The sequence below is a fragment of the Pseudomonas sp. MRSN 12121 genome (assembly GCF_000931465.1).
Taxonomy (GTDB): domain Bacteria; phylum Pseudomonadota; class Gammaproteobacteria; order Pseudomonadales; family Pseudomonadaceae; genus Aquipseudomonas.
In genome coordinates, this window is record NZ_CP010892.1 from 3,508,717 (window position 1) to 3,534,438 (window position 25,722).

26 protein-coding genes are annotated in these 25,722 nt (G+C 67.4%); 15 read left to right on the top strand and 11 right to left on the bottom strand.

Annotation, left to right across the window (positions count from 1 at the left end; all coding sequences use genetic code 11):
- Nucleotides 1–9: 9 nt before the first annotated feature.
- From TO66_RS15805 to TO66_RS15815, 3 genes are all read left to right on the top strand, one after another.
- Nucleotides 10–909: a helix-turn-helix domain-containing protein gene (locus tag TO66_RS15805; RefSeq protein WP_156162074.1), complete on the top strand. Its 900-nt coding sequence runs from the start codon at nucleotides 10–12 to the stop codon at nucleotides 907–909.
- Nucleotides 897–3,311 carry a DUF3772 domain-containing protein gene (locus tag TO66_RS15810; protein ID WP_044463213.1) on the top strand — a complete coding sequence of 805 codons (2,415 nt, stop codon included), beginning with the start codon at nucleotides 897–899 and terminating at the stop codon, nucleotides 3,309–3,311. Before TO66_RS15805 ends, TO66_RS15810 begins: the two co-directional genes overlap by 13 nt.
- Nucleotides 3,312–3,462: 151 nt before the next feature.
- Nucleotides 3,463–4,986 carry a sensor domain-containing diguanylate cyclase gene (locus TO66_RS15815; protein WP_044463214.1) on the top strand — a complete coding sequence of 508 codons (1,524 nt, stop codon included), beginning with the start codon at nucleotides 3,463–3,465 and terminating at the stop codon, nucleotides 4,984–4,986.
- Between the two features lie 30 nt (nucleotides 4,987–5,016).
- On the opposite strand, the gene ptrR is transcribed toward TO66_RS15815, so the two are convergent.
- Entirely contained in the window at nucleotides 5,017–5,889 is an 873-nt protein-coding gene (gene ptrR / locus TO66_RS15820) for a putrescine utilization regulator PtrR (RefSeq protein ID WP_044466054.1), read from the bottom strand.
- A gap of 101 nt (nucleotides 5,890–5,990) precedes the next feature.
- On the opposite strand from ptrR, the gene TO66_RS15825 reads away from it, so the two are divergent.
- The 4 genes from TO66_RS15825 to TO66_RS15840 all read left to right on the top strand — a co-directional run bounded on the left by TO66_RS15825 (nucleotide 5,991) and on the right by TO66_RS15840 (nucleotide 9,209).
- Nucleotides 5,991–7,382 (top strand): aldehyde dehydrogenase family protein, encoded by a 1,392-nt coding sequence (locus TO66_RS15825; protein WP_044463215.1) that lies wholly within the window; start codon nucleotides 5,991–5,993, stop codon nucleotides 7,380–7,382.
- A 172-nt stretch (nucleotides 7,383–7,554) separates the two neighbouring features.
- A complete protein-coding gene (locus TO66_RS15830; protein WP_044463216.1) occupies nucleotides 7,555–8,412 on the top strand; it encodes an SDR family oxidoreductase in 858 nt (285 codons plus the stop codon).
- A 78-nt stretch (nucleotides 8,413–8,490) separates the two neighbouring features.
- The gene (locus TO66_RS15835) at nucleotides 8,491–8,874 is read left to right on the top strand and encodes an NUDIX hydrolase (protein ID WP_044463217.1); all 384 of its coding nucleotides are present in this window, start codon (nucleotides 8,491–8,493) and stop codon (nucleotides 8,872–8,874) included.
- 89 nt (nucleotides 8,875–8,963) lie between these two features.
- Nucleotides 8,964–9,209: a hypothetical protein gene (locus TO66_RS15840; RefSeq protein WP_044463218.1), complete on the top strand. Its 246-nt coding sequence runs from the start codon at nucleotides 8,964–8,966 to the stop codon at nucleotides 9,207–9,209.
- Nucleotides 9,210–9,249: 40 nt separating this feature from the next.
- On the opposite strand, the gene TO66_RS15845 is transcribed toward TO66_RS15840, so the two are convergent.
- From TO66_RS15845 to TO66_RS15865, 5 genes are all read right to left on the bottom strand, one after another.
- Entirely contained in the window at nucleotides 9,250–9,483 is a 234-nt protein-coding gene (locus TO66_RS15845) for a PLD nuclease N-terminal domain-containing protein (protein ID WP_044463219.1), read from the bottom strand.
- A 138-nt stretch (nucleotides 9,484–9,621) separates the two neighbouring features.
- Nucleotides 9,622–10,065: a DUF421 domain-containing protein gene (locus TO66_RS15850; protein WP_044463220.1), complete on the bottom strand. Its 444-nt coding sequence runs from the start codon at nucleotides 10,063–10,065 to the stop codon at nucleotides 9,622–9,624.
- Between the two features lie 8 nt (nucleotides 10,066–10,073).
- On the bottom strand, nucleotides 10,074–10,589 hold the full coding sequence (locus TO66_RS15855; protein ID WP_044463221.1) for a hypothetical protein: 516 nt from the start codon (nucleotides 10,587–10,589) through the stop codon (nucleotides 10,074–10,076).
- 8 nt (nucleotides 10,590–10,597) lie between these two features.
- The gene (locus tag TO66_RS15860) at nucleotides 10,598–11,098 is read right to left on the bottom strand and encodes a CinA family protein (protein ID WP_044463222.1); all 501 of its coding nucleotides are present in this window, start codon (nucleotides 11,096–11,098) and stop codon (nucleotides 10,598–10,600) included.
- 86 nt (nucleotides 11,099–11,184) lie between these two features.
- Nucleotides 11,185–11,391: a hypothetical protein gene (locus TO66_RS15865; protein WP_044463223.1), complete on the bottom strand. Its 207-nt coding sequence runs from the start codon at nucleotides 11,389–11,391 to the stop codon at nucleotides 11,185–11,187.
- A gap of 311 nt (nucleotides 11,392–11,702) precedes the next feature.
- Here TO66_RS15865 and TO66_RS15870 point away from each other — a divergent pair, with 311 nt between their 5' ends.
- Complete coding sequence (locus tag TO66_RS15870; RefSeq protein WP_044463224.1) at nucleotides 11,703–12,005, top strand: hypothetical protein; 303 nt, start codon at nucleotides 11,703–11,705, stop codon at nucleotides 12,003–12,005.
- 315 nt (nucleotides 12,006–12,320) lie between these two features.
- On the opposite strand, the gene TO66_RS15875 is transcribed toward TO66_RS15870, so the two are convergent.
- Nucleotides 12,321–12,857, bottom strand: coding sequence for a hypothetical protein (locus TO66_RS15875; RefSeq protein ID WP_044463225.1), 537 nt, complete (start codon nucleotides 12,855–12,857; stop codon nucleotides 12,321–12,323).
- A 227-nt stretch (nucleotides 12,858–13,084) separates the two neighbouring features.
- Here TO66_RS15875 and TO66_RS15880 point away from each other — a divergent pair, with 227 nt between their 5' ends.
- The gene (locus tag TO66_RS15880) at nucleotides 13,085–13,642 is read left to right on the top strand and encodes an ATP-dependent Clp protease proteolytic subunit (RefSeq protein WP_044463226.1); all 558 of its coding nucleotides are present in this window, start codon (nucleotides 13,085–13,087) and stop codon (nucleotides 13,640–13,642) included.
- 18 nt (nucleotides 13,643–13,660) lie between these two features.
- Here TO66_RS15880 and TO66_RS15885 read toward each other — a convergent pair whose 3' ends face one another.
- Nucleotides 13,661–13,891 carry a hypothetical protein gene (locus tag TO66_RS15885; RefSeq protein ID WP_044466055.1) on the bottom strand — a complete coding sequence of 77 codons (231 nt, stop codon included), beginning with the start codon at nucleotides 13,889–13,891 and terminating at the stop codon, nucleotides 13,661–13,663.
- Nucleotides 13,892–14,198: 307 nt separating this feature from the next.
- Here TO66_RS15885 and TO66_RS15890 point away from each other — a divergent pair, with 307 nt between their 5' ends.
- Both TO66_RS15890 and TO66_RS15895 read left to right on the top strand, forming a co-directional pair.
- Nucleotides 14,199–15,548, top strand: coding sequence for a sodium:proton antiporter (locus TO66_RS15890; protein WP_044463227.1), 1,350 nt, complete (start codon nucleotides 14,199–14,201; stop codon nucleotides 15,546–15,548).
- 196 nt (nucleotides 15,549–15,744) lie between these two features.
- Nucleotides 15,745–16,215: a hemerythrin domain-containing protein gene (locus tag TO66_RS15895; protein ID WP_044463228.1), complete on the top strand. Its 471-nt coding sequence runs from the start codon at nucleotides 15,745–15,747 to the stop codon at nucleotides 16,213–16,215.
- A 99-nt stretch (nucleotides 16,216–16,314) separates the two neighbouring features.
- Here the strand turns inward: TO66_RS15895 and TO66_RS15900 are convergent, their stop codons facing one another.
- Nucleotides 16,315–17,112 carry an exodeoxyribonuclease III gene (locus TO66_RS15900; RefSeq protein ID WP_044463229.1) on the bottom strand — a complete coding sequence of 266 codons (798 nt, stop codon included), beginning with the start codon at nucleotides 17,110–17,112 and terminating at the stop codon, nucleotides 16,315–16,317.
- Between the two features lie 227 nt (nucleotides 17,113–17,339).
- On the opposite strand from TO66_RS15900, the gene TO66_RS15905 reads away from it, so the two are divergent.
- Complete coding sequence (locus TO66_RS15905) at nucleotides 17,340–17,954, top strand: Yip1 family protein (RefSeq protein WP_044463230.1); 615 nt, start codon at nucleotides 17,340–17,342, stop codon at nucleotides 17,952–17,954.
- Here the strand turns inward: TO66_RS15905 and TO66_RS15910 are convergent.
- On the bottom strand, nucleotides 17,908–19,881 hold the full coding sequence (locus TO66_RS15910; protein ID WP_044463231.1) for a PAS domain-containing sensor histidine kinase: 1,974 nt from the start codon (nucleotides 19,879–19,881) through the stop codon (nucleotides 17,908–17,910). The genes TO66_RS15905 and TO66_RS15910 overlap by 47 nt on opposite strands.
- 394 nt (nucleotides 19,882–20,275) lie before the next feature.
- Between TO66_RS15910 and TO66_RS15915 the strand changes: the two genes are divergently transcribed.
- A complete protein-coding gene (locus TO66_RS15915) occupies nucleotides 20,276–20,707 on the top strand; it encodes a hypothetical protein (RefSeq protein WP_044463232.1) in 432 nt (143 codons plus the stop codon).
- Between the two features lie 59 nt (nucleotides 20,708–20,766).
- Complete coding sequence (locus TO66_RS15920; RefSeq protein WP_044463233.1) at nucleotides 20,767–20,988, top strand: hypothetical protein; 222 nt, start codon at nucleotides 20,767–20,769, stop codon at nucleotides 20,986–20,988.
- 613 nt (nucleotides 20,989–21,601) lie between these two features.
- Here the strand turns inward: TO66_RS15920 and TO66_RS15925 are convergent.
- A complete protein-coding gene (locus TO66_RS15925; RefSeq protein ID WP_044463234.1) occupies nucleotides 21,602–24,655 on the bottom strand; it encodes an FAD-binding and (Fe-S)-binding domain-containing protein in 3,054 nt (1,017 codons plus the stop codon).
- 159 nt (nucleotides 24,656–24,814) lie between these two features.
- Here TO66_RS15925 and TO66_RS15930 point away from each other — a divergent pair, with 159 nt between their 5' ends.
- The gene (locus tag TO66_RS15930; protein WP_044463235.1) at nucleotides 24,815–25,717 is read left to right on the top strand and encodes a LysR substrate-binding domain-containing protein; all 903 of its coding nucleotides are present in this window, start codon (nucleotides 24,815–24,817) and stop codon (nucleotides 25,715–25,717) included.
- Nucleotides 25,718–25,722: the final 5 nt, after the last annotated feature.

Genomic DNA, 25,722 nt, shown 5'->3' on the forward strand with positions numbered 1-25,722 from the left:
GACGCCAATATGCCGTCCCTCACTCTTATTCAGTCCCTTCCGGCCCTCGGCCTGCAGGCCCAGCGCTTCGACGCCGGCAGCGAAAGCCTGACGCAGACGCACGCCCATCGGCACGAACACGGGCAACTGGTCCTGACCCTGCGCGGGGTGGTGGCCTGCGAAGTCGCCGGCAGCCATTGGACTGTACCGCCCCATTGCGCGCTGTGGATTCCCGCCGGCCTGGCCCATCGCAGCCGCGCCTCGGCCAACGCCCGGGGCTGTTTCCTGTTTATCGATCCCGGGGTCTCGCCGCCGCTGGCGCAGCGCTGTTGCACCCTGCGTCTCAGCGCCCTGCTGCGGGAGCTGATCATCGAGTTGTGCGACGCACGCCGCGAACGCAGCCCCCGGGGCCAGGCGCTGCTGGCCGCTCTGCTGCTCGACGAACTGGCCGGCATGCCGACGGTGGACACTCATTTCCCGCTGCCGGACGACCCGCGGCTGCAACGGGTCGCCCAGGCCCTGATCGCCAATCCCGGTGACCGACGCACCCTCGGGCAGTGGTCGAGCCTGGCCGGGATGAGCGAACGCAGCCTGTCCCGCCAGTTGCTCAAGGACACCGGCATGGCGTTCGGCGCCTGGCGTAGGCAGTTGCAACTGATGGTGGCCCTGCGCTTGCTGGCCGAGGGCAAGAGCGTGCAGCAGGTCGCGGGCGAGCTGGGCTATGAGGCCGCGACCAGCTTCATCACCATGTTCAAGCAGGCCATGGGCACCACGCCAGCGCGCTACGTCTCGGCTTGGGAGCCTGTGCACAAGGGCCACCGCCACTCCCTTTCCAGGCGCGCCAGCGGGGAATTTCTGCCACGTTCAGGCGGTCTATGCTCGTCAGGGCCAGCGAACGGCGAAAGAGGACAGGACACATGCGGCGAGTGAAACACCACCATTGGGGGCTGGGGCTGCTGGCCCTGTTGCTGTGCATTGCGCTACCGGCCTTCGCCGCCCCTGCTTCCGGGCCGCAGGCCGTCGCGCGCAACCAGATGCCGCTGCTGGCCGAGGGCGCAGACCTGGACCAGCTCAACGACCGCCTCGAACTGATCCGCCAGAGCGTTTCGGCCAATGCCAACGACGACCTGCTCGCCGACCTGCGTCAGGCCGCGCTGCAGGTGCAGAAGCAGGCCGACAGCCTGATCGCCGTGCGCGCCACCGACATCGAGCGCCTGGACGACCAGCTCAAGGTCCTGGGCCCGGCGCTGCCCGACGAAGCGCCCAGCCTGACCAGCCAGCGCCAGGTGCTGAGCGCGCAAAAGGACACCCTGCTCGAAGAAGAGCGCCAGGCCAACCTGCTCAGCCAGTCCGGCCGCGACCTGGCCGCGCAGATCATCAACCTGCGCCGCAGCCTGTTCAATTCGCAGATCAGCACCCGTTCGGCGAGCCCGCTCAGCCCGGCCTTCTGGTCGACCCTGGTGCGCCCGACCGACGACGACCTGGGGCGCCTGAACAGCCTGAAACAGGAAGTCATGACCGCCTTCGAGACGGCGCTGGCCCCCGGCAACCGCGGGCTGTTCATCGCCACGCTGATCGTCGCGGCGCTGCTGGTGGTGGTCGGCCGGCGCCTGCTGGAGCGCGGGCTGACCTGGTCGATGATCCGCTGGCTGCCCGAAGGCCGCCTGCGCCGCAGCGCCCTGGCCCTGACCGTGGGGCTGACGACCATTATCACCATCAACGCCGCCGCCTCGCTGGTGCGCTGGGGGCTGGTCAACAGCGCGCCGCTGAGCGCCGATGTGCTGAACCTGCTCGGCCAGTGGCTGACCCTGCTGATTTTCTGTTCCTTCATCGTCGGCCTCGGCCGGGCCATGCTGATGCTGTCGCGGCCCTCCTGGCGCCTGCCGCCGATCCCCGACCCGATCGCCACGGCCCTGGGGCCGTTCCCGCTGATCCTGGCGCTGGCGCTGATGCTCACCGCCGGCGAAGAACGGATCAACAGCGTGATCGCCAGCAGCCTGGCCCTGACCGTGGCGGTCAACGGCCTGACGGCGCTGGTCACCGCGCTGATCTTTCTCTGCGCCCTGGTGCGCCATCGCCGCACCCGGCGACGCTTCGAGCTGGAACGCCCCGACGGCCTCGCCGGGCTGCTGCCGTTCATCGTCGCGGTGTGGGTCGCAGTGATCCTGCTCGCGCTGCTCAGCGGCTACCTGAGCCTGGCCTATTTCCTTACCGTCAAGCTGTTGTGGATCAGCGTGGTGGCCACCAGCGCCTACTTGCTGATCGCCTGTTTCGGCGACCTGTGCGAAACCCTGCTGTCGCCCAAGCAGCCCGGCGGCCTGGCGCTGGCGGCGGCCCTGGGCCTGTCGCCGCGCCACCAGGCCCAGGCCACCACCGTGCTGGCCGGCATCGGCCGCACCCTGCTGCTGTTCACCGCCGCGCTACTGGCCTTCATGCCGTCCGGGTCGACCCCGGGGGAACTGCTCGAAGGCTTTACCCAGCTGGATGTCAGCGGCAAATCCCTGGGCAACCTGAACATCGTGCCCCAGGACATGCTCCTGGCCGCCGCGCTGCTGGTCGGCGGCATGTTCGCGGTACGCGTTCTCAAGCGCTGGCTGAGCGAGCGGCTGCTGCCGGAAACCAACATGGACGCCGGCATGCGCGCCTCCCTGGTAACCCTGGTCGGCTACCTGGGCTTCGTTTCGCTGGCGATCGTGGTGATGTCCATCCTGCGCATCAACCTCACCAGCCTGACCTGGGTAGTCAGCGCCCTGTCGGTGGGTATCGGCTTCGGCCTGCAGGCGATCGTGCAGAACTTCATTTCCGGGTTGATCCTGCTCACCGAGCGGCCGGTGAAGGTCGGCGACTGGGTCAGCCTCGGCGGTGTCGAGGGCGATATCCGGCGGATCAACGTGCGCGCCACGGAAATCCAGATGTCCGACCGCTCCACGGTGATCGTGCCCAACTCCCAGTTCATCTCGCAGAACGTGCGTAACGTGACCATGGACAACGCCCTGGGCGTGGTCGGCATCACCCTGACCCTGCCCCTGGACACCGACGTGCAGCAGGTGCGCGAGCTGCTGTTGCAGGCCTATGCCGAGCATGAGGCGATCCTCACCGCGCCGGCGCCCTCGGTGTCGTTCAAGGACCTGACCAGTAATGGCCTGATCCTCAGCGCCAGCGGCTACGTGGGCAGCCCGCGCTCGGTGTCAGGGGCCCGCAGCGACCTGCTGTTCACCATCCTCGGGCGCCTGCGCGAACTGGGCATCGCCCTGTCGTCGCCGCAGAACCTGGTGCTGATCAGCGACAACCCGGACAAGCCGGCCAGCGAAACGCCGACGGCAACCCCATGACGGCAGGCCGCCGCGCCAACCGGGCCCGCGCGGCGGCAAGCCTTGAACCTGCGCGGCTGCTATCCTCGCTGCGCAGGGCCCCTGGATCATCGCGGGCGTGATGGTCACGCCGGCAACCCGGTTTCATTTTTTCTGCAAGACAAGGATCCCCATGGACGGAACAAACGACAGCCTCGCCGAGGACAATGTCCTGGAATCCCGGCGGCTTCCCGTACTGGCGATCACCATCGCCTTCCTGATCGTGGTCGCGATGTCGCTGCTGGGCATCTATGGCATCCAGGTCGTCAACAGCAAGGCCCGCGAACTGGCCCAGGCGCGGCAGACCTCGGGCAACCTGGCCTGGTCCATCGCGCAACAGGCCACCGACACCTTCGACGAAGCCAACCTGATCCTCGAGGAGTTGATCGAGCGCATCGAGGAGCCGACGCCGGCGACCCTGGCCAAGACCCAGAAGCTGTTGCAGCAGCGGGTGTTCATCACCGAGCAGTTGCACGGCCTGTTCTACTTCGACCGGGAAGGCAACTGGGTGCTGTCCTCGTTCGACTACCGGCCGCCGGGGGCGAACAACGCCGACCGCGACTATTTCCAGTTCCACCGCGAGAACGCGAGCCTGGCGCCGCACATCGGCGCCGCCCTGCGCAGCCGCACCACCGGCGATTGGGTGATCCCGTTCTCGCGCCGGGTCAACGACGCCCAGGGCCAGTTCAAGGGCGTGGTGCTGGCGACCATCAAGATGGCCTACTTCGACAAGTTCTTCGCCCGCTTCAGCATCGACGACAAGGGCGCGATCTTCCTCGCCCTGCCCCAGGGCACGCTCATCGCGCGGCGGCCGTTCGACGAAAAGCTGATCGGCACCTCGCTGGCCCGCGGCGAGATCTTCTCCGTGCATATTCCCCAAGCCCCGGCCGGCACGGTGATGGTCAAGTCGATCCTCGACGGCGTCGACCGCCTGTTCGGCTACCGGGTGCTGTACAAGTACCCGCTGGTGGTGGCGGCGGGCAATTCCCGGGAGGCGATCCTCGACAGCTGGCGCGCCGACACCTACAAGATGACCGCGATGATCGCGGTGGTGCTGGTGATCAACCTGCTGGTCGGCATCCTGCTGTTCAAGCAGATCCGCAAGGGCCTGCAAGTGGAAAGATACCTGAAGAAAGCCCGCGCGGTGCTGCAGACCCTGGTCCTGCAGGACGGCCTCACCGGGCTCGCCAACCGCCGGCACCTGGAGCGCAACCTGGAACTGGAATGGCGGCGCGCGGCCCGGCAGCGCAGCTCGATCAGCCTGATCATGCTCGACATCGACCACTTCAAGAGCTTCAACGACCATTACGGCCACGTGGCGGGCGACCATTGCATCGGCGCCGTCGCCAAGGCCATCGGCCAGTGCGTGCGGCGGCCTTCGGACCTGGCGGCGCGCTACGGCGGCGAAGAATTCGTCATCCTGCTGCCGGACACCGAGGCCGGCGGCGCCTATGTCCTGGCGGAAAGCCTGCGGCTGGCGGTCCAGGCGCTGGCGATCGAGCACAGCGAAAATCCCGCCGGAGTGGTGACCATCAGCCTCGGCGTGTACACCTGCGTGCCCACCTCCAGCGACTTCCAGACCCTGCTGACCCAGGCCGACTCGGCGCTGTACATGGCCAAGCGCGGCGGCCGCAACCAGACGGTGCCGCTCGCCTGAACCGCAGGCCGTACCCCGGCGCCTGGCGTCTCAGCCAGCCAGCGCGCCGCGTTCCTCTAACAGGCGCACGAACTGGGTCAGGCTGCGCGAGACCGTGCCGCGGCGCCAGATCAGCCAGGTCTGCAGGAAACGGAACGGCTGCGCCAGTTGCCAGATGCTCACCGTGGCGCAGCCCGGCATGCTGTCGAGCATGCTGCGGGGCATCAGCGCCAGGCCGGCGCCGGCGCTGACGCAGGCCAGCATGCCGTGGTAGGACTCCATTTCGTGGATCTTGCCCGGCACCGCAGCGTCTTCGCTGAACCAGCGTTCGAAGTGATGGCGGTAGGAACAGTTGGCGCGAAAGGCGTAGATGCTCTCGCCGTTGACGTCGCGCCCGCGGGTGATGGGCGCATGCCCCAGCGGCGCGATGATGACCATTTCCTCATCGAACACCGGCACGCCTTCCAGGCTCGGGTGCGGCACCGGCCCATCGACGAAGGCCGCGGCCAGGCGCCCGGACAGCACCCCGTCGATCATGGTCCCGGAAGGCCCGGTGGACAGGTCCAGCTCGACCTTGACGTGCTTCTGGTTGTAAGCCGCGAGCAGCGCCGGGATCCGCACCGCGGCGGTGCTTTCCAGCGAGCCCAGGGAAAACGGGCCCTGGGGTTCGTCGCCGGCCACCGTCAGCCGCGCTTCCTGGACCAGTTCGAGAATGCGCCGGGCGTAGTCGAGAAAACTCCAGCCGGCCGGCGACAGGCGCAGGCGGCTTTTCTCGCGGATGAACAGCTCCACCCCCAGGTCCTGCTCCAGCTGCTTGATCCGCGTGGTCAGGTTGGACGGCACCCGGTGGATGAGTTGCGCCGCCGCGCTGATGCTGCCCTGCTCGGCGACCGCCTTGAAGATTTCCAGCTGGACCAGATCCACGTCATTCTCCATTCGTGAAAGAAAGGCTCTCCATTATTCAGTTTTCATAAGCCCTGCACCAGCCTAACCTGCAGCCATTCCCAGCCCCACAGGACGCTGCCATGACCCCGGTTTCCAGCCAGACCCACGCCCTTTCCATCAACCCGGCCACCGGCGAACAGATCGCCCATTACCCCTATGCCAGCGCCGAAGCGCTGGACGCCACCCTCGCCCGCACCGCCAGTGCCTTCGCCCAGTGGCGCCGTACTCGCCTGGAGCAACGCAGCGCGCTGCTGCTGGCCCTGGCCGACGCCCTGCGCGACAACGCCGAGGCCATGGCCCGCAGCATCACCCTGGAAATGGGCAAGCCGATCGCCCAGGCCCGTGGCGAGATCGAAAAATGCGCCCAGCTCTGCCAGTGGTACGCCGCCGAAGGCCCGGCCATGCTCGCCGCGGAACCGGCCCCGGTACCCACCGGCCAGGCGCGCATCGAGTACCGGCCGCTGGGGCCGATCCTCGCGGTGATGCCGTGGAACTTCCCGATCTGGCAGGTGCTGCGCGGCGCCGTGCCGACCCTGCTGGCGGGCAATACCTATGTGCTCAAGCACGCGCCGAACGTCATGGGCAGCGCCTACCTGCTGCTGGAAGCCTTCCAGCGCGCCGGGTTCCCCCAGGGCGTGTTCGAGGTGCTCAACGTCACCCCGGACGGCGTTTCCCAGGCCATCGCCGACCCGCGGATCGCCGCCGTGACCCTGACCGGCAGCGTGCGCGCCGGGATGGCCATCGGCGCCCAGGCCGGCGCGGCGCTGAAGAAGTGCGTGCTGGAACTGGGCGGTTCCGATCCCTTTATCGTGCTCGACGACGCCGACCTGGACGCCGCCGTGCAGGCCGCGGTGATCGGCCGCTACCAGAACACCGGGCAGGTCTGCGCCGCCGCCAAGCGGCTGATCGTCGAGCAAGGGGTGGTCGCGGCCTTCACCGAGAAATTCGTCGCCGCCACCCGCCAGCTGGTGGTCGGCGACCCGCTGGCCGACGCCACCTACATCGGCCCCATGGCGCGCTTCGACCTGCGCGACGAGCTGCATGAGCAGGTGCAGGCCACCCTCGGCGAAGGCGCGAGCCTGTTGCTGGGCGGCGCCAGGGCGGAGGGCCCGGGCAACTTCTACCCGCCCACGGTGCTGGCCGGGGTCACCGACCAGATGACCTCGTTCAAGCAGGAACTGTTCGGCCCGGTGGCCTCGATCATCACCGCCCGGGATGCCCGGCACGCGCTGGAACTGGCCAACGACAGCGAGTTCGGCCTGGCGTCGACGATCTATACCGCCGATGTCGAACGGGCCGAGCGCCTGGCCGCCGAGCTGGACACCGGCGGGGTGTTCATCAACGGCTATTGCGCCAGCGACCCGCGGGTGACCTTCGGCGGCGTGAAGAAAAGCGGCTTCGGCCGCGAGCTGTCGCACTTCGGCGTGCGCGAGTTCTGCAACGCGCAGACGGTGTGGCTGGACCGCCACTGATCGCCCCTGGCGGAACGCGCCGCACGCTCCGCCAATCAACCATCCGTCGCGCTGCGGGCCACTGCGCTTCAACTTTTGCGTGGCGGTTGTTCTCCCAATAGATGTCAGGCCGGGTGAAACCCGGCCACCGCTCCCGCATGGGTTGCTACCCGACATCGACAGGAGAACACCGATGACTGACTACCCCAGACCACCCTTCCCGCCCCAGGCCCAACCGGTGCCCGGCAGCCAGCAGCAGATGCAGCCGCAGCCCGATTGCGGCGAACGCAGCTACACAGGCTCGGGCCGCCTGGCGAACAAGATCGCCCTGATTACCGGGGCCGACAGCGGCATCGGCCGCGCCGTGGCCATCGCCTTCGCCCGCGAGGGGGCGGACGTGGCCATCGCCTACCTGGACGAACACGAGGACGCCCGCGAAACCGCGCGCTGGGTCGAGGCCGCCGGCCGCCAATGCCTGCTGCTGCCCGGCGACCTGGCGCAGCAGTCGGTGTGCCAGGACGTGGTCGAGCGCACGGTGGCGCAGTTCGGGCGTATCGACGTGCTGGTCAACAACGCGGCCTACCAGATGACCTACTACGAGCTCGAAGACATCAGCGACGAGGAATGGCTGAAGACCTTCGACATCAACATCACCGCCATCTTCCGCCTGTGCAAGGCGGCCCTGCCGCACATGGCCCCCGGCAGCTCGATCATCAACACCAGCTCGATCAACTCTGATACGCCCAAGCCGACCCTGCTGGCCTATGCCACCACCAAAGGCGCGATCGCCAACTTCAGCGCCGGCCTGGCGCAACTGCTGGGCAAGCGCGGGATCCGCGTCAACAGCGTGGCACCCGGCCCGATCTGGACGCCGCTGATCGTCTCGACCATGCCCGAGGAACAGGTCAGCCACTTCGGTGAGAACACCCCGCTGGGCCGTCCGGGGCAGCCGGTGGAAGTGGCGCCGATCTACGTGCTGCTGGCGTCCGACGAGGCCAGCTACATCTCCGGCACCCGCTATGGGGTGACGGGGGGCAAGCCGATCCTCTAGCCGCGCCTGGCCGGTGGCCGCGTCCCCCGACGCGCCGCCACCGGCCATCCCGAGGGGCCCTCGACAGGACGCCGCCTTATGAAACGCAACAAACAGCGCGCGACCATCATCTGCTGCCAGGGCCTGCAGTGGCTGTATGTGCGCAAGGCCAACGCCTTCTGGACCCTGCCCGGCGGCAGGATCGAGCACGGCGAATCCCCCGCGCAAGCCGCCTGGCGCGAGTTGCGCGAAGAGACCGGGATGCACGCCGACGACCTGCGATTCCTCATGCTGTACCGCAGTGGCGACGCGGTGCACTACGTGTTCCAGGCGCGCCTGGGCGACTGGGAACGGGCCGCGCCGCACAGCGAGATCGCCGACTGCCAGTGGGAGCGGGTCGACCGCCTGCCGCAGGTGAAACGACGCATTCGCAAACTGATCGAATCGGTGCGCGGGCAGTACCCCGAATTGCCCGCAGAGTGAGCGCGGCGCAGGCGGCAAGCGGCCACCATTTACACCTCGGCGTCAGCATCTAGTCTTAAGTGCCTCCCCTCTGCTGACAGGAGAAGTGAATGGACACCCTCAGCAAGCTCGAACTCGAAACCGTGCTTTCCAGCCGCTTGCCGCACTGCACGATCAACTGCCTGATCAATGGCGATGGCAGCTTGTCCGTCGAGGTCACGGGCCCCGCTGCCGATCAGTTCACGATCGCCAACATAGAACGCTCCCACTACCGCGGCGAAGAGGGCGTCAACCGTCTGGCCCGCGAGATCCTGCAGGAAATGGTCCTGGCCCGGCAGGCCTCGCATACGCTTTAGATAGCCGGCTCCGTAGTGTCGCAGAGGTCGCCGAAACGCCTTATCCCTTGCTGTGTTCCGCGGACGTCGGGCCCGTCCCGGGCTTGATCCCGCGCGGCCCGGCGAAACCCCAGGCGATCAGGCCGAGGATCGGGAAAATCACGATGCCGAGAAACCAGGCGACCTTGACGCCATCGCTCTTTTCGCTGCGAAAGACGCTGACGATCGCCCAGAGGTCGACGAGGATGAGGATCACCGCGAAGGCAATCCAGAAGTAGCTGATCGGGTCTGACATGATCGTACCCTCCGGTGGGATGTTGGCCCGCCGCTATCGACAGCACTATCCGCGGGGGCGGATGCAGGGCCAGGTATCTGTTTGGAAAGGCCTCGCGCGCCGGGGTGCGGTCCACTGGACGAATGGTCTGCCGCGCCCTCAGTCGTAAGCGATGATCGACAGCTTGCCGTTGCGCTCGATGACCGCGAACCTGATCTGTTCGAGGCGCGTCAGCCCCTGGGTGGTGCGCGCCGCTTCGAGTATGTCCGCCTCCACCAGCCGCGCCTGGCGCATGCGTGCGCGCAGCAGCCGGCCGTGCTCGACGATCACCGTCGGGCCGCCATCGATCAGCCGCGCGAAGCCGCCGAAGCGCAGCTTGAGCAACGACAGGCCGACGTCGATGGCGATCAGCGTGACGATCACCAGCACCGCGTTGGTCATGGAGAAGTCTTCGCCCAGCAGCGCCTGCTGGGTCGCCTCGCCGATCACCATCAGCAGCACCAGGTCGAAGGTGGTCAGCTCCGCCAGCGAACGACGCCCGGCGATCTTGAACAGCACCATCAGCACCAGATAGATACACGCCGCGCGCAGGACCGAATCCATGGCAACTCCTAGGGATAGATGAACTGGGAAATCGTCAGCGGCAGGCTGCCGGCCAGGGTCACCCGGCTCTCATGCGGCCCCATGCCGATGCTGCGCAGCGTCAGGTACAGCCGCGCCTGGCCGTCGCGGTCGGCCTGCACCCACAGGCGCATGCCGGCTCCCGCAGCGCTCGCCCGCAGCGGGTCCGGTTGCATGGTCTCCACGCTGAAGCCCTGCAACAGCTCGCCGGCGATCTCCAGCTCCAGCCGTTGCCCCGGGGAGCCGCGCATGTGCAGGGTCAGCGCGTCGGTCGAGCCGTTGCGCAGGAAACGCTGGTACTCCACGCGCAGGCGGCCATCGGCGCTGCTGATGTCGCGGTCGCTGAGTGGCCCCCGGGAAAACGCCCCGGCCAGGGTCGCCAGCACGATCAGCACCAGGGCGTACCAGCCCAGGCGCTCGAACCGCCAGACCTTGCGCTGCAGGGCCATGTCTTCGCGCACCGGCTGCTGGCGCGGGCGCAGGTCGTCTTCGGCGGAATCGTCCATTGCCCCTCCTAGGCCCGTTCGCCCTTGAGCGCGGCGCGGTGAAAACGCATCACCTGGCGCAGGCCATGCAACGCCGCCTGTTGCTGTACGCTCTCGCGCGGGCCGAAGAAGCGTTCCCTGCGGGTGAACAGCGCCACTTGGCCGCCGAGCGCGAAGGCCCAGGCGAAGCACACGGTGCCCGCCGGGATGCCATCGACATCGTCGGGGCCCAGCAGCCCGGTGGTGGCCACCGCTACCGTGGCCGGGCTGTCGTGCAAGGCGCCCAGGGCCATTTCCCGCGCCACCTCGCAACTGGTGAGGTTGAAGGTCGCGATGGTCTGCGGGCGGACGTCGAGCAGGCGCTGCTTGGCCTCGGCCGAATACACCACATAGCCGCTGTCGACCCACTCGCCGCTGCCCGGCACCTGGGCCAGCAGGGTCACCATCGCGCCGGCCGTGCAAGACTCGGCGGTGGTCAGCAGCAGGCGCTGCTGGCGCAGGTAGTCCACCACCCGTTCAACCTCGTTCATGGCGCCTCCGCCGTCGTCGCTGTTCTGGGTTGACCGCGGGCCCCCGGGCAGCGTTCGGTCGGCGTTTGGCTGCGAGAGGCAAGCGGTCAGCGACGGTCGTCGGACAGCGGGGTCGGTTCGTCGGCCGGCGGCAGGTCCGGGTCTGTCGGCCGCTCCACCTCTGTCTCGGGCACCTCGTCGGTGCGGTCGCCATTGACGTTGGGATCGGTCACCGGGTCGTGGCGGCGGACCGGTTGTTCGGGATCGGTGTCGGGAGCCCGGGGCTCATCGGGTTCGGGTCGGGAAGGAATCATGCTGCACCTCGCTACGGGCCGGGCGAATCCGGACCTTGTCGGTTAGGCAGCGCCCGATGCCTGGGGGTGCAAGGCAAGGGATGAACGGTCGAAGGGACGGCCCATGGGGGGCGACCGATTGAAAAACATGATCGCTGGGAGCCGGTGGCGCGCGGCGATCCAACGGTTTTTCCGCTGTTTATTTTTGCAGTCCCGGTGCAAACGGCCCGGTCGAATTTTTTACCAATGCCTGGAAAACCCGTCGCCGGCTACCCGGGCCCTCACCCGGCATCCGCGGCCCGCACCCGATCCCGCAGAACAAGGAACCTGTCATGTACAGCCCGCACCAGCGCTTTCAACTGCGCGCCTGCCGCGCCTTCGCCCTCGAACAGAACCAGCGCCTGTTCCGCCACGCCTGTGCGCTCAGCGCCCAGGCCTTCGCCCTGCTGGACGACGCCCGGCTCGATAGCGAGACCTTCGAGCAGTACCGCCACCTGCGCGACAAGGCCGAAGCCCGGTTCCAGGAAGCGATCGAACACCTGCGCCTGATCAACCGCGACTTCGCCGACCAGGAACCCCGCACACCCCGCCACTACCCACCCAAGCCACTGCCCCTACAACACACCGGCCGCTAACGCGCCAGCGGCCCCCTGCCCTGTAGCTCTGTAACCCTGTAGCCGCTGTCGAGCCTTAGCGAGGCTGCGATCGCCTGCGCAGCAGGCGCCAACCCTGCCAACGCGGTCCTCCAGACAAACCCGGGACTCAGGCCTTGCGGCAACTGCGTTGCCGATCGCAGCCTCGCTGGCGCTCGGCAGCGGCTACAAAAGCCCGTCTGGCCCTGCCCAGGTAACTCACAGTCCTGTAGCCGCTGTCGAGCCTCAGCGAGGCTGCGATCGCCTGCAAAGCAGGCGCCAAACCAGGCGACGCGGTCTTCAAGATCGCACGCGAGCTCAAGCCCCCGGATTGGTCAGCTGGATATACAGCGACCACACCCCGAGCAGCAGCCAGAAGCAGGCGAAGATCCAGGGCGTGCGCAGGGAAAACAGCAGCGACTTCTGATAACCCTTGTGGGTCGACTCGCGCTCGCAGAACAGCGGCGATTCGTCGTAGGCCAGGCCCATCACCGGCTCGCTGCGCAGCAACTGGGCCTGCTTGAAATACCAGTGGTCGATGATGTCGTAGGCCGCGCGGATGCCCGGCCAGGCGTTGAGCGAGCTGAGGATCCCGAGCAGCGCCAGGAACGGCGGCACCGCCAGGGTGAACAGCTTGCCCCATTCCGGGTTGAGGTTGCCCATGGACGAGGTGAAGGCGATCACCAGGAAGGATTGCGCGGCCAGGTAGGCATCCGTGCGATTGGCCAGGATGCTGGTTTCGTACTGGATTTCGCGGCGGTAGAAATCCAGGCGCTCCTTGGGCGAGCCGAACATCTGTGCGTTGTGTTCGCTCAAGGGGCTGTCGTCGCGGTGGGAAAGCAGGATTCTGGGCACGGGCGGGTCTCGACGTCGGATGGGACAAGGCAGGCGCGTGGCGCGATCCGTCATGGACCCGGGCCATGCAGCGTCTTAGGTCGGCGGCCCGGGCCAGGGTTCATTTAAATTTCCCCGTCGCAGGGGCCGCCCGTCGTCCCTTGTCGATCGACGGAAACCTTCGCCACGGCCCGGGCTCCACCGTAAGGCCTGGCCGCGCGATGCGGCCCCCACCGGGAGGACATCCGATGACAGAGCACATCGTGCATTTCCATTGCCAGATCGACCAGGGCACCACCGAGCGCTTTCGCGACAGTTGCCTGGAAGCGATCGAACAAGGCGCCAGCTCGCTGCTGCTGAATCTGTCCACCACCGGCGGCAGCACCAATTTCGGCTTCACCCTCTACACCTTCCTCAAGTCGCTGCCGGTGCCGCTGTGCGCGATCAACGCCGGCAACATCGAGTCGATGGGCATCATCATGTTCCTGGCCGCCAACCGGCGGATCACCACGCCCCACTCGCGCTACCTGATCCACCCGATGAACTGGTACTTCAGCCAGAGTTCGGTGGACCACCAGCGCCTGCGCGAATACCTCTCGAGCCTGGACAACGACCTGGCGCGCTACGTGAAGATCTACGAGCTGGAAACCGCCGAGGCGGCGACCCAGCTGGACATCTTCAAATGCCTGTCGGCCGAGGAAAAAGTCATCGCCGCCCACGAGTCGCTGGCCTACGGCATCGCCCACGAAGTGCGCCAGGTCGTCTTCGCCGACGACGTCAAGCACTGGAAGGTCGGCGGCGGCTGAACGCCCCGCCCGGCCGTTTCAGCCGACCTTGTCGTTGTCCTGCTCGGGGGTCTCGATACCCAGCTCGGTGCTCTCATGCCTGTCTTGCGCCGGGGGCATCGGACGAGTGGGGGGACGCTGATGCTTGGGCGCTGGAGGCTGATCGGTGGCGCGCCCGGGGTAGCCGGGCATGCCGTGGGCGTCCTGCGGTTCGAGGGCCTCGGGCGTGCGGGTGCGGTCGGTGGGCGGAGCAGCGGGAGAGCGAGTCATAGACACCTCGGTAATGGCCTGGGCGACAGTGCCCTGTCCCTGGTTCGAGGGCATCGCCGAGCCGAGGTGCGAGGCAATGGATGAACGGCGCTGCGCCGCGCCATCCGGCAGTCCGCTGGAACATCCGCCGCTGCCGGGCGTCTTCCGCGAGGGAGCCGCCGCTTCGAGCTTGCCGCCTGCGCACCATAAGGAGGACCGCGTTGATGACGCTAAAGAGAACCGCGTTGAGGGCTCTTAAGAAAACCACGTCGAGGACTCTTAAAAAAACCTCGTTGAGGACTCTCCCCCCACCCCGGATTCGCTCGCGATGAGTTTCATCGCCTGGGTCGCGGTACTGGGCGCGGTGCTGCTGATCCTTGCGCTCACCTCCTCCTACCTGCGCTGGATGCCGATCACCACCTCGGTGGTATGCCTGGCGCTGGGCGTCGCCATCGGCCCCGCCGGCCTGGACCTGCTGCGCCTGGATGTGCACCAGGCCGCGGGATGGATGGAGCACCTGAGCGAAGTCGCGGTGCTGTTCTCCCTGTTCGTCAGCGGTCTCAAGCTGCGCCTGCCGCTCGGCCATCGCAGCTGGCGCATCGCCTTTGGCCTGGCCGGCCCGGTGATGCTGCTGTCGATCGCCGGCGTCGCCCTGCTGCTGCATTACGCCCTGGAGCTGCCCTGGGGCGCGGCGGTGCTGATCGGCGCGATCCTCGCCCCCACCGATCCGGTGCTGGCGACGCTGGTCCAGGTCAGCGACGCCGGGGACTACGACCGGGTGCGCTTCGGCCTTTCGGGCGAGGCCGGGCTGAACGACGGCGTGGCGTTTCCCTTCGTGATCCTCGGCCTGTTGCTGACCCGCCAGGGCGGCGAGCACAGCGCCTGGTTCGCCGACTGGGCCCTGGTCAGCCTGCTGTGGGCGGTGCCCGCGGGGCTGCTCAGCGGCTACTGGATGGGCCGTGGCCTGGGCCACCTGACTCTGCACCAGCGGATCAAGCACGCGGACAGCACGGGGTCGCCGAACGACTACCTGACCTTCGCCCTGATCGCCCTGGCCTATGTGGTCGCGGAACTGCTCCACGGCTACGGTTTTCTCGCGGTGTTCGCCGCCGCCCTGGGCCTGCGCCAGGCCGAGGTGCACTCCAGCGACCACGCCCATGCGCCGGCCGAGCACCTGGTGCAGCCGGTGATCGACCATCAGCATGTCGCCCCGCACCAGGCGGTACGGGGCGATGTCGACGCCCTGCAGGAAACCCAGGTGGCGGCGGGCATCATGCTCGGCGACATGCTGGCCTTCGGCGGCCTGGTGGAACGGGCCATGGAAGTGTTCCTGGTGACCCTGCTCGGCGTGGTGCTGGTGGCCCACTGGGACTGGCGCGCGCTGCTGGTCGGCGCCCTGCTGTTCCTGCTGATCCGGCCGCTGAGCGTGCTGCTGATGCCCTGGGGCACGCTGCTCGACAGGCGCCAGCACCTGCTGCTCGGCTGGTTCGGCATCCGCGGCATCGGCAGCTTCTATTACCTGTTCTACGCCCTCAACCATCAGCTCGACCCGGCGCTGGCCGCTACCGGCAGCGACCTGACCCTGTCGGTGGTGGCTCTGAGCATCCTGGTCCATGGCCTGAGCACCCAACCGATGCTGGCGCGCTACGAACGCAGCAAGCGCGCTGCCGGCGACTGAGCAGCCAGCAGAATGCAAGACCGCGCAAGCGCCCGCCATGCAGCTTGCACGAAGCCCCAGTCGCGGCCAATAGGCCAAGCCATTGATTTTCCTTGGGTTGCTCCGCATCAGCCATCTGGCACGGCCCCTGCAATCTTCATTGTCAACAAGGGCGGCAGCGACCGTCCCATCTCCCGTGACAGCCAGAGGAATCACCATGAACGCCATCGACCTGCTGATCAGCGACCACGAACGCGTCAAGACGCTCCTGACCCAACTGAGTGAGTCCACCGAGCGCGGTATCAAGAAGCGCACCGAGCTGTTGAACAAGCTGGAAATCGAGGTCACCGTGCACACCCAGCTGGAAGAACAGATCCTCTATCCGGCCTTCAAGAAGGCCGGCGGCAAGGAACAGCAGGTGATGTACTACGAGGCCAAGGAAGAACACCGCACCGTCGACTCGCTGGTGCTGCCGGACCTGAAGAACACCGATCCCTCGACCCCGGAATTCGCCGGTCGGGTGAAGGTGGTCAAGGAATTGCTGGAGCATCACATCGAGGAAGAAGAACGCGAGATGTTCCCGCAGGCCAGGAAGCTGCTGGGCAAGGCGACCCTGGAGCAACTGGGCGCGGAAATGGAAGCGCTCAAGGCCGAATACAAGAAGGCGGCCTCGCACCTGGCGGCCTGATCCCCTTCCCTCACCCTGGCGAGCCCTTTTCCCCTTGGTTCGCAGGCCCGGCCTCAGCGCCGGGCTTTTTATGCCCAGCGTTTATGCCCGGCGTGTCGCTCAGCGGCGACGCCGGCGCGTGCCCAGCTCGATCCAGGTCGGCGCGTGGTCACTGGCATGGGGTTCGTTGCGCACCCAGGCATCGACCCCGGCCTGCTTCAGGTAAGGCGCCAGTTCGCGGTTGAGCAGCAGGTGATCGATGCGCAGTCCCGAGTTACGGGGCCAGTGCTGGCGGAAATAATCCCAGAAGGTATAGACCCGCTCCTGCGGGTACAGCGCGCGCAAGGCGTCGGTCCAGCCGAGCTCCAGCAGGCGCCGGTAGCAGTCGCGGCTTTGCGGTTGCAGCAACGCGTCCTTGAGCCAGGAGCGCGGGTCATAGATGTCCAGGTCGGTGGGCACCACGTTGTAGTCCCCCGCCAGCACTACCGGGTGCCCGTTGTCGCACAGGGTCGCGGCATGCGCGATCAGGCGTTCGAACCAGGCCAGCTTGTAGGCGAATTTCGGCCCCGGCTGCGGGTTGCCGTTGGGCAGGTACAGGCACCCCACCAGCACGCCGTGGACCGCCGCCTCCAGGTAACGGCTCTGCGGGTCGTCCTCGGTCCCCGGCAAGGCGCGGCGGATCTCCAGCGGCTGGGCCCCGCGGGCCAGGATCGCCACGCCGTTCCACGACGCCTGGCCCAGGTGCAGGCTGCCGTAGCCGGCCTGTTCCAGCGCCGCCGCGGGAAAGTCCCGGTCGGCGGCCTTGAGCTCCTGCAGGCAGACGATATCCGGGCGCTCGCGGGCCAGCCAGGCCAACAGGTTCGGCAGGCGCGCACGGATGCCGTTGAGGTTGAAGGTGGCAATCTTCAAGGCTTTCATCGCAGGCCCTCGGCAGTGGCATGGGGTTGGCTGGGGCACGGGGGCCTCCCTGTGACAGACCCGCGCCCGGCGTCGGAGGTCGTCGCGAGCGACCGCCGGTCATGCCCGAGCGCACTCCGCCGGAAAGTTTGAACCTGCCGCCGCGCCGGGTTTTCCACATGGACATAGGGGCTGGCCCGGCGCATCGGCAGGGCGATTGCCCGGCATTGCCGAACAGGAGGCCTGTCGTGAAAGCACATCTGATCAAACTGCTGACCCAGCCGGACGATGCCTGGGTCGCCATTCGTAGTGAAGAAGAACAGCACCCCCGCCAATACCTGCCGCACCTGCTGCTCTGGACCCTGCTGCCCAGCCTGTGCCTGTTCATCGGTGCGACCTGGACCGGCTGGAGCCTGGCCGACAGCGAGCGCGTGCGCCTGAGCCCGGCCAGCGCCCTGCAACTGAGCGTGCTGCTGTACCTGGCGACGCTGTTCGGCACCTGGCTGATGGGCGTGTTCGTGCGCTGGATGTCGCGCTCCTTCGAGGCCCGGCCGACGCTGAACCAGTGCATCGGCTTTGCCGCCTACACCGCGACGCCGTATTTTCTCGCCGGCCTCGTCGCGCTGTACCCCAACCGCTGGCTGGCGGCGATCACCCTGTTGCTGGCCAGCGCCTACGCCAGCTACCTGCTGTTCGTCGGGCTGCCGAAGTTCATGCGCCTGAACCAGGACCGCGGCCTGCCCTATGCTGCCTCGGTGTGGGGCGTCGGCCTGCTGGTGCTGGTGACGGTGCTGGTGGGCATGATCCTGCTGTGGTTCAACCTGCTGTCCCCGGAGTACCTGCGTCCGCAGGCCCTTCCTTGAGGTCCGCCGAGGCCGGCGCCAGGGCTTGCGCCAGGGCCTCGATCAATTGCAGCTGGGTGTAGGGCTTGGGCACCCGCGGCAGGGTCGCCGCCAGCCCTTCCACGCGCTGGGTGTAGCCGCTGGCGAGAATGATCGGCAGGTCCGGGCGCAACAGGCGCACGGCGCTCGCCAGTTGCCCGCCGTCCATCTGCGGCATCGCCATGTCGGTGATCATCAGGTCGATCGCTGGATACTCCTGGAAGCGTTGCAGCGCCTGCACCCCGGACACCGCACAGAGCACCTGGTGGCCGAGGTCTTCGAGCAGCAGCGTGGTGCTGGTCAGCACCAGGCTGTCGTCGTCGACCACCAGCACGCACAACGGCTCCTGCTTCACCTCGATCTCCGGGGGCGGCGGTGCGACGCGCATCGCCTGGGTCGCCAGCGGCAGCCACAGCTCGGCGGTGGTGCCCTGGCCCTTGCGGCTCTTGAGGATCAGCCGGCCGCCCAGTTGCTCGGCCAGGCCATGCACCATCGACAGCCCGAGGCCGGTGCCCTTGCCTACACCCTTGGTGGTGAAGAACGGGTCGGCCGCCGAGGCCAGCGTCTGCTCGTCCATGCCTTCGCCGCTGTCGATCACGCTCAGGCGCACGAAATGCTCATGGGGCAGGTTGATGCTGGACGCCTGGGCCCGGTCGCCCAGCTCGGCCCGCAGTTCGATGGTGCCACCACCCGGCATCGCATCGCGGGCGTTGGTCGCCAGGTTGAGCAACGCCAGCTCCAGCTGGTTGACGTCGGCCAGCACCGTCGGCAACGCCTCGGGCAAGCGGTTGAGAATCGTCACCTGGGGGCCCAGGGAACTGCGCAACAGGCCGCTGAGGTTTTTCACCAGGTGCGGCAGGTCCACCGGTTCGCTCTTCAGTTCCTGGCGCCGGGCGAAGGCCAGCATGCGCTGGGTCAGCGAAACCCCGCGCTCGGCGCCGAGCGCGGCGTTGTCCAGCAGGCGCGCGAGCCTGCCCGGGTCGTCGATGCGCTTGCGCGCCAATTCCAGGTTGCCGAGGATCACCGTCAGCAGGTTGTTGAAGTCGTGGGCGATACCGCCGCTGAGCTGGCCGATGGCTTGCAGTTTCTGCGCCTGGAACAGCGCCTCGCGGGCCCGCTCCAGTTCCTGTTGCGCCTGCACCGCCTCGCTGATGTCGCGGGTGACCTTGGCGAATCCCAGCAACTGGCCGCTGTCGCTGCGGATCGGGTCGATGATCACATGGGCCTGGAACTGCGTGCCGTCCTTGCGTACCCGCACGCCCTGCTTCTCGAACCGGCCTTCGCGCAGGGCCGTCTGCAGCGCCCGCTCGGGCTCGCCGGCGGCGCGGTCCTGCTCGCTGTAGAAACGCGAGAAATGCTGGCCGATGATCTCTTGCGGCAGGTAGCCCTTGATCCGCTGCGCGCCCAGGTTCCAGCTGCTCACGCGGCCTTCGGGGTCGAGCATGTAGAGGGCGTAGTCGGTGACGCTCTGCACCAGCAGGCGGAACTGCTGTTCGCTCTGCTTGAGGGTCTCCTCGGCGATCTTGCGCTCGGTCAGGTCGCGGGTGATCTTGGCGTACCCCAGCAACTCCCCGCTGCTGTCGCGGATCGGGTCGATCACCACATGGCACCAGAAGCGCGTGCCGTCCTTGCGCACCCGCCAGCCCTCGCCTTCGAAACGCCCTTCAGTGAGCGCAGTGTGCAAGGCGCGTTGCGGCAGGCCGGCCGCGCGGTCCTCGGCGGTGTAGAAACAGGAAAAATGCGTACCGAGGACTTCCGCTTCCTGATACCCCTTGAAGCGCCGGGCCCCGGCATTCCAGCTGGTGACGATGCCCTGGGGATCGATCATGTAGATCGCATAGTCGACCACCGCCTCGACCAACAGACGAAAACGCTCGTCATCCAGAACTTTTCGGGGCTGATCCGTCATATCGCTCTCCGCCAGGCAAGGTGCTTTCTTATTGTTCTATCGAGGCACACAGGAACGAAGGGCCGGGCACCGGCTCACAGCAACGGCCCGGCCCACCGCGAGTTAGACCGATCGGCCTGTCGCGTCTCCAATTGAAAATACAACTCGATCCTTCGGGCACTATAAACAGCTTCAATCTTGGACAATGCCCCGCCGGCAATCGATCCCTTGCCCGGCGCATCCGCGAAAAACCGTCCCGGCGCCCGGCCCGCTGACTCACGTCCGAGGCAACCGCCGGGCAGCGCCATGGAACCCTGGCCGCCGGGCGATTTTCCAAATTCAGGCAGGACTTCACGACCTCGACCGCCCGTAACCGGGCTTGCCGGGGCTCCCCGAGCCAGGAAGAGGGATCGCCATGAATACCCCCACGCTTGTGTGTCTTGCCGCGGTTGCCCTGGGCAGCGGCGGCGCTTTCGCCCAGAGCTGCGACGTGGTCACCCGTTCGCAGAGCAGCGATGTCCCCGGTGTCGACACCCACACCTGTTATCTCTTCGAAGGCATGCCGGCCGACGCCATCGCCTGGTCGTGCAGCAACGAGAGCAAGGGCACCCTGGCCAGCCGGAAGGAAAAGGTCGCGTCTTGCGATGAGTCCTACCTCGCCGTCTGCCGGGCGCGCCTGACCCAGGAGGCACTGGCCAACCCCCGCGCCACCGACAGCGACCCGCGCGGCTCGTCCGTGAACATTCCCGACAAGGCACGGGTGGTGACCTTTTATTACCAGGCGCAAGACCTCAAGCAGGCCCGCACCGACTGTGAAACGGCCGGTGGCCGCTGGCAGTGGAAATGAGCACGGCGCGGCCGGCGGCAGCAAGCCTGACAACGCATTCAGACGAGGACGACGCATCCATGAACAGGACAGAACGATTCAACCGCGAACTGGCGAACAACGCCCGGCTGTTCGCCGAGGCCGACCGCCTGGACGTCGCGGCCTATGAGCTGCTCAATACCGACCAGGTCGACGACGACCGCCTCGCCCTGTTCAGCAACGCCAAGCAGCTGGCAAACGAAAAATACCTGCAGGCCCGCAACGACTGGCTGCGCATCAAGCAACTGATGGAAGAACCCTGACGCCCTGCCCCGCCCCTGTAGCCCTGTAGCCGCTGCCGAGCCTCAGCGAGGCTGCGATCGACTGCGCAGCAGGCGCCCAAACCAGCCAACACGGTCCCCCAGACAAACCCGGGACTCAGGCCTTGCGGCAACTGCGTTGCCGATCGCAGCCTCGCTGGCGCTTGGCAGCGGCTACAAAAGCCGCGCCTGCCCCTCCGCCAGCACCCCGCCTGTAGCCGCTGTCGAGCTTTAGCGAGGCTGCGACCGACTGCGCAGCAGGCGCAAACCAGCCAACGCGGTCCCCCAGACACACCCGGGACTCAGGCCTCACGGCAACTGCGTTGCCGATCGCAGCCTCGCTGGCGCTCAGCAGCGGCTACAAACACCGCGCCGGCGCTGTAACCCTGTAACCCCCGTAGCCGCTGTCGAGCCTTAGCGAGGCTGCGATCGACTGCGAAGCAGGCGCCAAACCAAACGACGCGGCCCCTCAGCCACACCCGGGACTCAGGCCTCGCGGCAACTGCGTTGCCGATCGCAGCCTCGCTGGCGCTTGGCAGCGGCTACAAACGCCGCGCCTGCCCTTCCGCCAGCACCCCGCCCCTGTAGCCGCACCTGGCGCTCACAGGCCGTGCAGTCAGGCTGTCAGCGGCCGTTTGCGCAGTTGCTCCAGCAGGGCTTGCAGCGGGTGCTGCAGGCCTTGTCCTTCCTGGCGCTTGACCTGGCTGCGGCAGGAATAGCCGTCGGCCAGCAGGCGGCCGCCCTGGCCATGGCGCGCCACCAGCGGCTGCCAGGACTGCTGGTAGATGACCTGCGAAGTGGCCAGGTTACGCGCCTCGTGACCGTAGGTGCCGGACATGCCGCAGCAGCCGCTGGGCAGGACTTGCAATTTCAGCCCCAGGCGCGCGAATACCTGTTGCCACAGGCCGACGGCGCCCGGTTCGTTGGTCTTCTCCGTGCAATGCGGCAGGAACTGATACGGCTCAGCCTCGCCCGCCGCGCTCGCTTCGCCCGCCTCGGGCAGCACCCGAGCCAGCCATTCCTGGGGCAGCAACACCTCGGGAGCCTGGGCGGTGCCCAGGGTCTTGCGGTACTCCTGGCGGTAGACCAGGGTCATCGCCGGGTCGAGCCCCACCAGCGGCACGCCGCTGGCCTGTAGCTTCAGCAGCGAGGCAGCGTTGTAGCGCGCGGCCCGGGCGAAGGCGCCGAGGAACCCCTGGACCTGCAGCGGCTTGCCATTGGGCGCGAACGGCGCGAGGTAGATCTGGAAGCCCAGGCGCTCGATCAGCTCCAGCCACTCGGCGGCCAGCGGCGTCTCGAAGAACCGGGTGAAGGCATCCTGCACCAGCACCACGCTGCGCTGGCGCTGTGCTTCGGTCAGCGCCGCCAGTTGTGCGGCGCTGGCCATGCGCACATTGCGCCGGCGGCACACCGCCTGGAAATCCAGAGTGCTGAGCAAGGGGCTGTCGACCATCCCCGCCAGGCGCTCCAGGGCCCGGTTCACCGGCGCCGCGCTGATCAGCGCGTTGTACAGCCGTGGCAACCGCGCCAGGTAAGGAATGCTGAACTCCAGCGAGCCGATCAGGTAATCCTTCAGCGGTCGCAGGTAGCGGCCGTGGTACAGCTCGAGGAAACGCGAGCGGAATTCCGGCACGTTGACCTTGACCGGGCATTGCCCCGCGCACGACTTGCACGCCAGGCAACCGGCCATGGCGTCGTACACCTCATGGGAGAAATCCTCGCGCCCGGCGCGCCGGGCCAGGCTGTTCCAGACCCGCTGGGCCAGGTTGGACAGCCGCGCACCACCGCCTTCGAGCACATTCACCCCCTGCTCGCCCTGCAGCCGCAGCCACTCGCGGATCAGCGAGGCGCGGCCCTTGGGCGAATGGATACGGTTGCGGGTGGCCTTCCACGACGGGCACATGGCGTCGTCCGGGTCGAAGTTGTAGCAGGCGCCGTTGCCGTTGCAATGCAGGGCGCTGTCGTAGCTCTGCCAGACGCGTTCGTCGATGGTGCGATCCAGCTCGCCGCGTAGCACCACTTCGTCGACCCGGGTCAGGCGCGCCTGCGGCACCGAGGCCGGGGTGGCGATCTTGCCGGGGTTGAGCTGGTTGAACGGGTCGAAGGCCGCCTTCAGCGCCTGCAGCGCCGGGTACAGCTCGCCGAAATAGTCCGGCACGTACTGCGAGCGCAGGCCCTTGCCGTGCTCGCCCCACAGCAGGCCGCCATGCTTGTGGGTCAGCGCCGCGACCGCATCGGAAATCGGCTGGATCAGCGCCGCCTGGGCCGGGTCCTTCATGTCCAGGATCGGCCGCACATGCAGCACCCCGGCGTCGACGTGGCCGAACATGCCGTATTGCAGGCCATGGCCGTCGAGCAGCGCACGGAATTCGAGAATGTAGTCCGCCAGGTTCTCCGGCGGCACCGCGGTGTCTTCGACGAAGGGCTGCGGCCGCGCCTCGCCCTGGACGTTGCCCAGCAGGCCGACCGCGCGCTTGCGCATGGCGTACACCTGGTTCACCGCCTGGGCGCCGATGGCCAGGGTATGGCCCAGGCGCACCACCGAGTTGTCTTGCTGCAAATGGCGGACGAAGGCGTCGACCCGCTGCTCCAGCTCGTCCTGGTCGTCGCCGCTGAACTCGATCAGGTTGATGCCCAGGGTCGGGGCCTCGGCCTGCTCGGGGAAATAACGCGCCACCCCGTGCCAGACGATGTCCTGCATGGCCAGCAGCAGCACTTTGGAATCCACCGTCTCGATCGACAGCGGCTTGAGTTCCATCAGCGCCTTGGCATCGCGCAGCGCGTCCATGAAGCCGGCATAACGCACGTTGACCAGGATCGAGTGCTTGGGAATCGGCAGCACGTTCAGCCGCGCCTCGACGATAAAGCCCAGGGAGCCTTCGGAGCCGCACAGCACGCTGTTGAGGTTGAAGCGCTCTGTGCCCTCGCGCAGGTGCGCCAGGTCGTAGCCGGTCAGGCAGCGGTTGAGCTTGGGAAAGATCGCCTCGATCAGTTCGGCCTGGCTGTCAGCGATGCCTTGGGCGCAGCGATAGACCTCGCCGATGCGGTCGTCGCGGGCGGTTTCGTCGCTCAGTCGCTGATTGTCGATGGACGCGGTATCCAGGCGGCTGCCGTCCAGCAGCACGGTGCTCAGTTCCAGCACGTGGTCGCGGGTCTTGCCGTAGGTGCAGCTGCCCTGGCCGCTGGCGTCGGTGTTGATCATGCCGCCGACGGTGGCGCGGTTGGAGGTCGACAGCTCCGGGGCGAAGAACAGGCCGTGGGGCTTGAGGGCGGCGTTGAGCTGGTCCTTGACCACCCCGCTCTGCACCCGCACCCAGCGCTCCTCGACATTGATTTCGAGGATGCGGTTCATGTGCCGGGACAGGTCGACCACCACCCCGTCGGTCAGCGACTGGCCGTTGGTGCCGGTGCCGCCGCCCCGCGGGGTCAGCACCACCTGGCGGTGTTCCGGGCGCGCCGCCAGCGTGGCCAGCAGCTCGACGTCCGCGGCGTCCCGGGGAAAGACCGCGGCTTGCGGCACACGCTGGTAGATCGAGTTGTCGGTGGCCAACACCGTGCGCAGGCCCAGGCCGCGGGCGATTTCGCCGCGAAAGCCGGCAGCGGCCAGGGCGTCGAGGAAGGCCTGGTAGTGCGCCAGCAGGTCGCGTTCGGGGGCAAGCGAAGCAATCATCAAAAAAGTCCTGACAGAGAAAAAGGCCCGGCGCTGCATGCAAAACACGTATGCTTGCACGCGCTCCTCGAGCGGCAGAATAGGCAGTGGCGCGCATTTTCCGCTGTCTGCGCCCTACGGACAAATGTATTTCCTGCGGCCTTTGCATGAGCTTTATGAATGAACCCGAGACGCCTGACCCCCTCGATGTCGGTGCTGCTGGCCTTCGAGGCCGCCGCCCGCCACGGCAGTTTCACCAAGGCCGCCGAAGAGCTGGCGCTGACCCAGAGCGCCGTCAGCCGCCAGGTCCAGGCCCTGGAATCCTTGCTCGAAGTGCCGCTGTTCAACCGCGACGGCCGGCATATCGAACTGACCGCCGCCGGCGCCCTGTACCACCACGAACTGGCGGCGGCCCTGGCGCGGATCCGCAACGCCACCCTGCAGACCATCGCCCACAAGGCCGGGGGCGGCCCGCTGCACCTGGCGGTGCTGCCGACCTTCGGCTCGAAATGGCTGCTGCCGCGCATGCATGACTTTTACGCGAGCCATCCCGGCACCCTGGTGCATATCCACTCGCGCATCGTCAGCACCGACCTGTCCAAGGACACCGGCGACATGCACGCGATCATCTGCGCCGGCACCGGCCAGTGGCCCGGCTACGAAGCGCATCGGCTGCTCTCGGAAAAACTCACGGTGGTGGCCAGCCCCAGGGCCCTGCCCGATCACGCCTTGATGAGCGCCGCCGAGGTGACGCAGCAACTGCTGTTGCATGTGGTGTCGCGCCCCGACGCCTGGCCGCAATGGTTCGAGCAGAACGGCCTGCAGCAGCGGACCATGCGCATGGGCCCGGGCTTCGAGCTGACCGCGCACCTGATCCAGGCGGTGGTCGCCGGCATCGGTATCGGCCTGGTGCCGCGGATCCTGGTGCAGGACGAGATCCTCAGCGGCGAGCTGGTGGCGCTATTCGATCCGGTGGACAGCGGCCGCGGCTATTACCTGGCCTACCCCACCCGCTACCAGCACCTGCCTTCGCTACAGGCCTTCAGCCACTGGCTGCTGTCGATCCCCTTCCCCGACAGCTGAGCCCA

What these genes read in the sequence shown, in the direction of transcription:
- TO66_RS15870 (WP_044463224.1), top strand. Translation starts at nt 11,703, where the DNA reads ATGTACAGCCCGCACCAGCGCTTTCAACTGCGCGCCTGCCGCGCCTTC.
- TO66_RS15835 (WP_044463217.1), top strand. Translation starts at nt 8,491, where the DNA reads ATGAAACGCAACAAACAGCGCGCGACCATCATCTGCTGCCAGGGCCTG.
- TO66_RS15890 (WP_044463227.1), top strand. Translation starts at nt 14,199, where the DNA reads ATGAGTTTCATCGCCTGGGTCGCGGTACTGGGCGCGGTGCTGCTGATC.
- TO66_RS15930 (WP_044463235.1), top strand. Translation starts at nt 24,815, where the DNA reads ATGAACCCGAGACGCCTGACCCCCTCGATGTCGGTGCTGCTGGCCTTC.
- TO66_RS15910 (WP_044463231.1), bottom strand. Translation starts at nt 19,881, where the DNA reads ATGACGGATCAGCCCCGAAAAGTTCTGGATGACGAGCGTTTTCGTCTG.
- TO66_RS15880 (WP_044463226.1), top strand. Translation starts at nt 13,085, where the DNA reads ATGACAGAGCACATCGTGCATTTCCATTGCCAGATCGACCAGGGCACC.
- TO66_RS15865 (WP_044463223.1), bottom strand. Translation starts at nt 11,391, where the DNA reads ATGATTCCTTCCCGACCCGAACCCGATGAGCCCCGGGCTCCCGACACC.
- TO66_RS15915 (WP_044463232.1), top strand. Translation starts at nt 20,276, where the DNA reads ATGAATACCCCCACGCTTGTGTGTCTTGCCGCGGTTGCCCTGGGCAGC.
- TO66_RS15860 (WP_044463222.1), bottom strand. Translation starts at nt 11,098, where the DNA reads ATGAACGAGGTTGAACGGGTGGTGGACTACCTGCGCCAGCAGCGCCTG.
- TO66_RS15925 (WP_044463234.1), bottom strand. Translation starts at nt 24,655, where the DNA reads ATGATTGCTTCGCTTGCCCCCGAACGCGACCTGCTGGCGCACTACCAG.
- TO66_RS15900 (WP_044463229.1), bottom strand. Translation starts at nt 17,112, where the DNA reads ATGAAAGCCTTGAAGATTGCCACCTTCAACCTCAACGGCATCCGTGCG.
- TO66_RS15840 (WP_044463218.1), top strand. Translation starts at nt 8,964, where the DNA reads ATGGACACCCTCAGCAAGCTCGAACTCGAAACCGTGCTTTCCAGCCGC.
- TO66_RS15885 (WP_044466055.1), bottom strand. Translation starts at nt 13,891, where the DNA reads ATGACTCGCTCTCCCGCTGCTCCGCCCACCGACCGCACCCGCACGCCC.
- TO66_RS15850 (WP_044463220.1), bottom strand. Translation starts at nt 10,065, where the DNA reads ATGGATTCGGTCCTGCGCGCGGCGTGTATCTATCTGGTGCTGATGGTG.
- TO66_RS15855 (WP_044463221.1), bottom strand. Translation starts at nt 10,589, where the DNA reads ATGGACGATTCCGCCGAAGACGACCTGCGCCCGCGCCAGCAGCCGGTG.
- TO66_RS15920 (WP_044463233.1), top strand. Translation starts at nt 20,767, where the DNA reads ATGAACAGGACAGAACGATTCAACCGCGAACTGGCGAACAACGCCCGG.
- TO66_RS15815 (WP_044463214.1), top strand. Translation starts at nt 3,463, where the DNA reads ATGGACGGAACAAACGACAGCCTCGCCGAGGACAATGTCCTGGAATCC.
- TO66_RS15805 (WP_156162074.1), top strand. Translation starts at nt 10, where the DNA reads ATGCCGTCCCTCACTCTTATTCAGTCCCTTCCGGCCCTCGGCCTGCAG.
- TO66_RS15810 (WP_044463213.1), top strand. Translation starts at nt 897, where the DNA reads ATGCGGCGAGTGAAACACCACCATTGGGGGCTGGGGCTGCTGGCCCTG.
- TO66_RS15825 (WP_044463215.1), top strand. Translation starts at nt 5,991, where the DNA reads ATGACCCCGGTTTCCAGCCAGACCCACGCCCTTTCCATCAACCCGGCC.
- TO66_RS15895 (WP_044463228.1), top strand. Translation starts at nt 15,745, where the DNA reads ATGAACGCCATCGACCTGCTGATCAGCGACCACGAACGCGTCAAGACG.
- TO66_RS15845 (WP_044463219.1), bottom strand. Translation starts at nt 9,483, where the DNA reads ATGTCAGACCCGATCAGCTACTTCTGGATTGCCTTCGCGGTGATCCTC.
- TO66_RS15830 (WP_044463216.1), top strand. Translation starts at nt 7,555, where the DNA reads ATGACTGACTACCCCAGACCACCCTTCCCGCCCCAGGCCCAACCGGTG.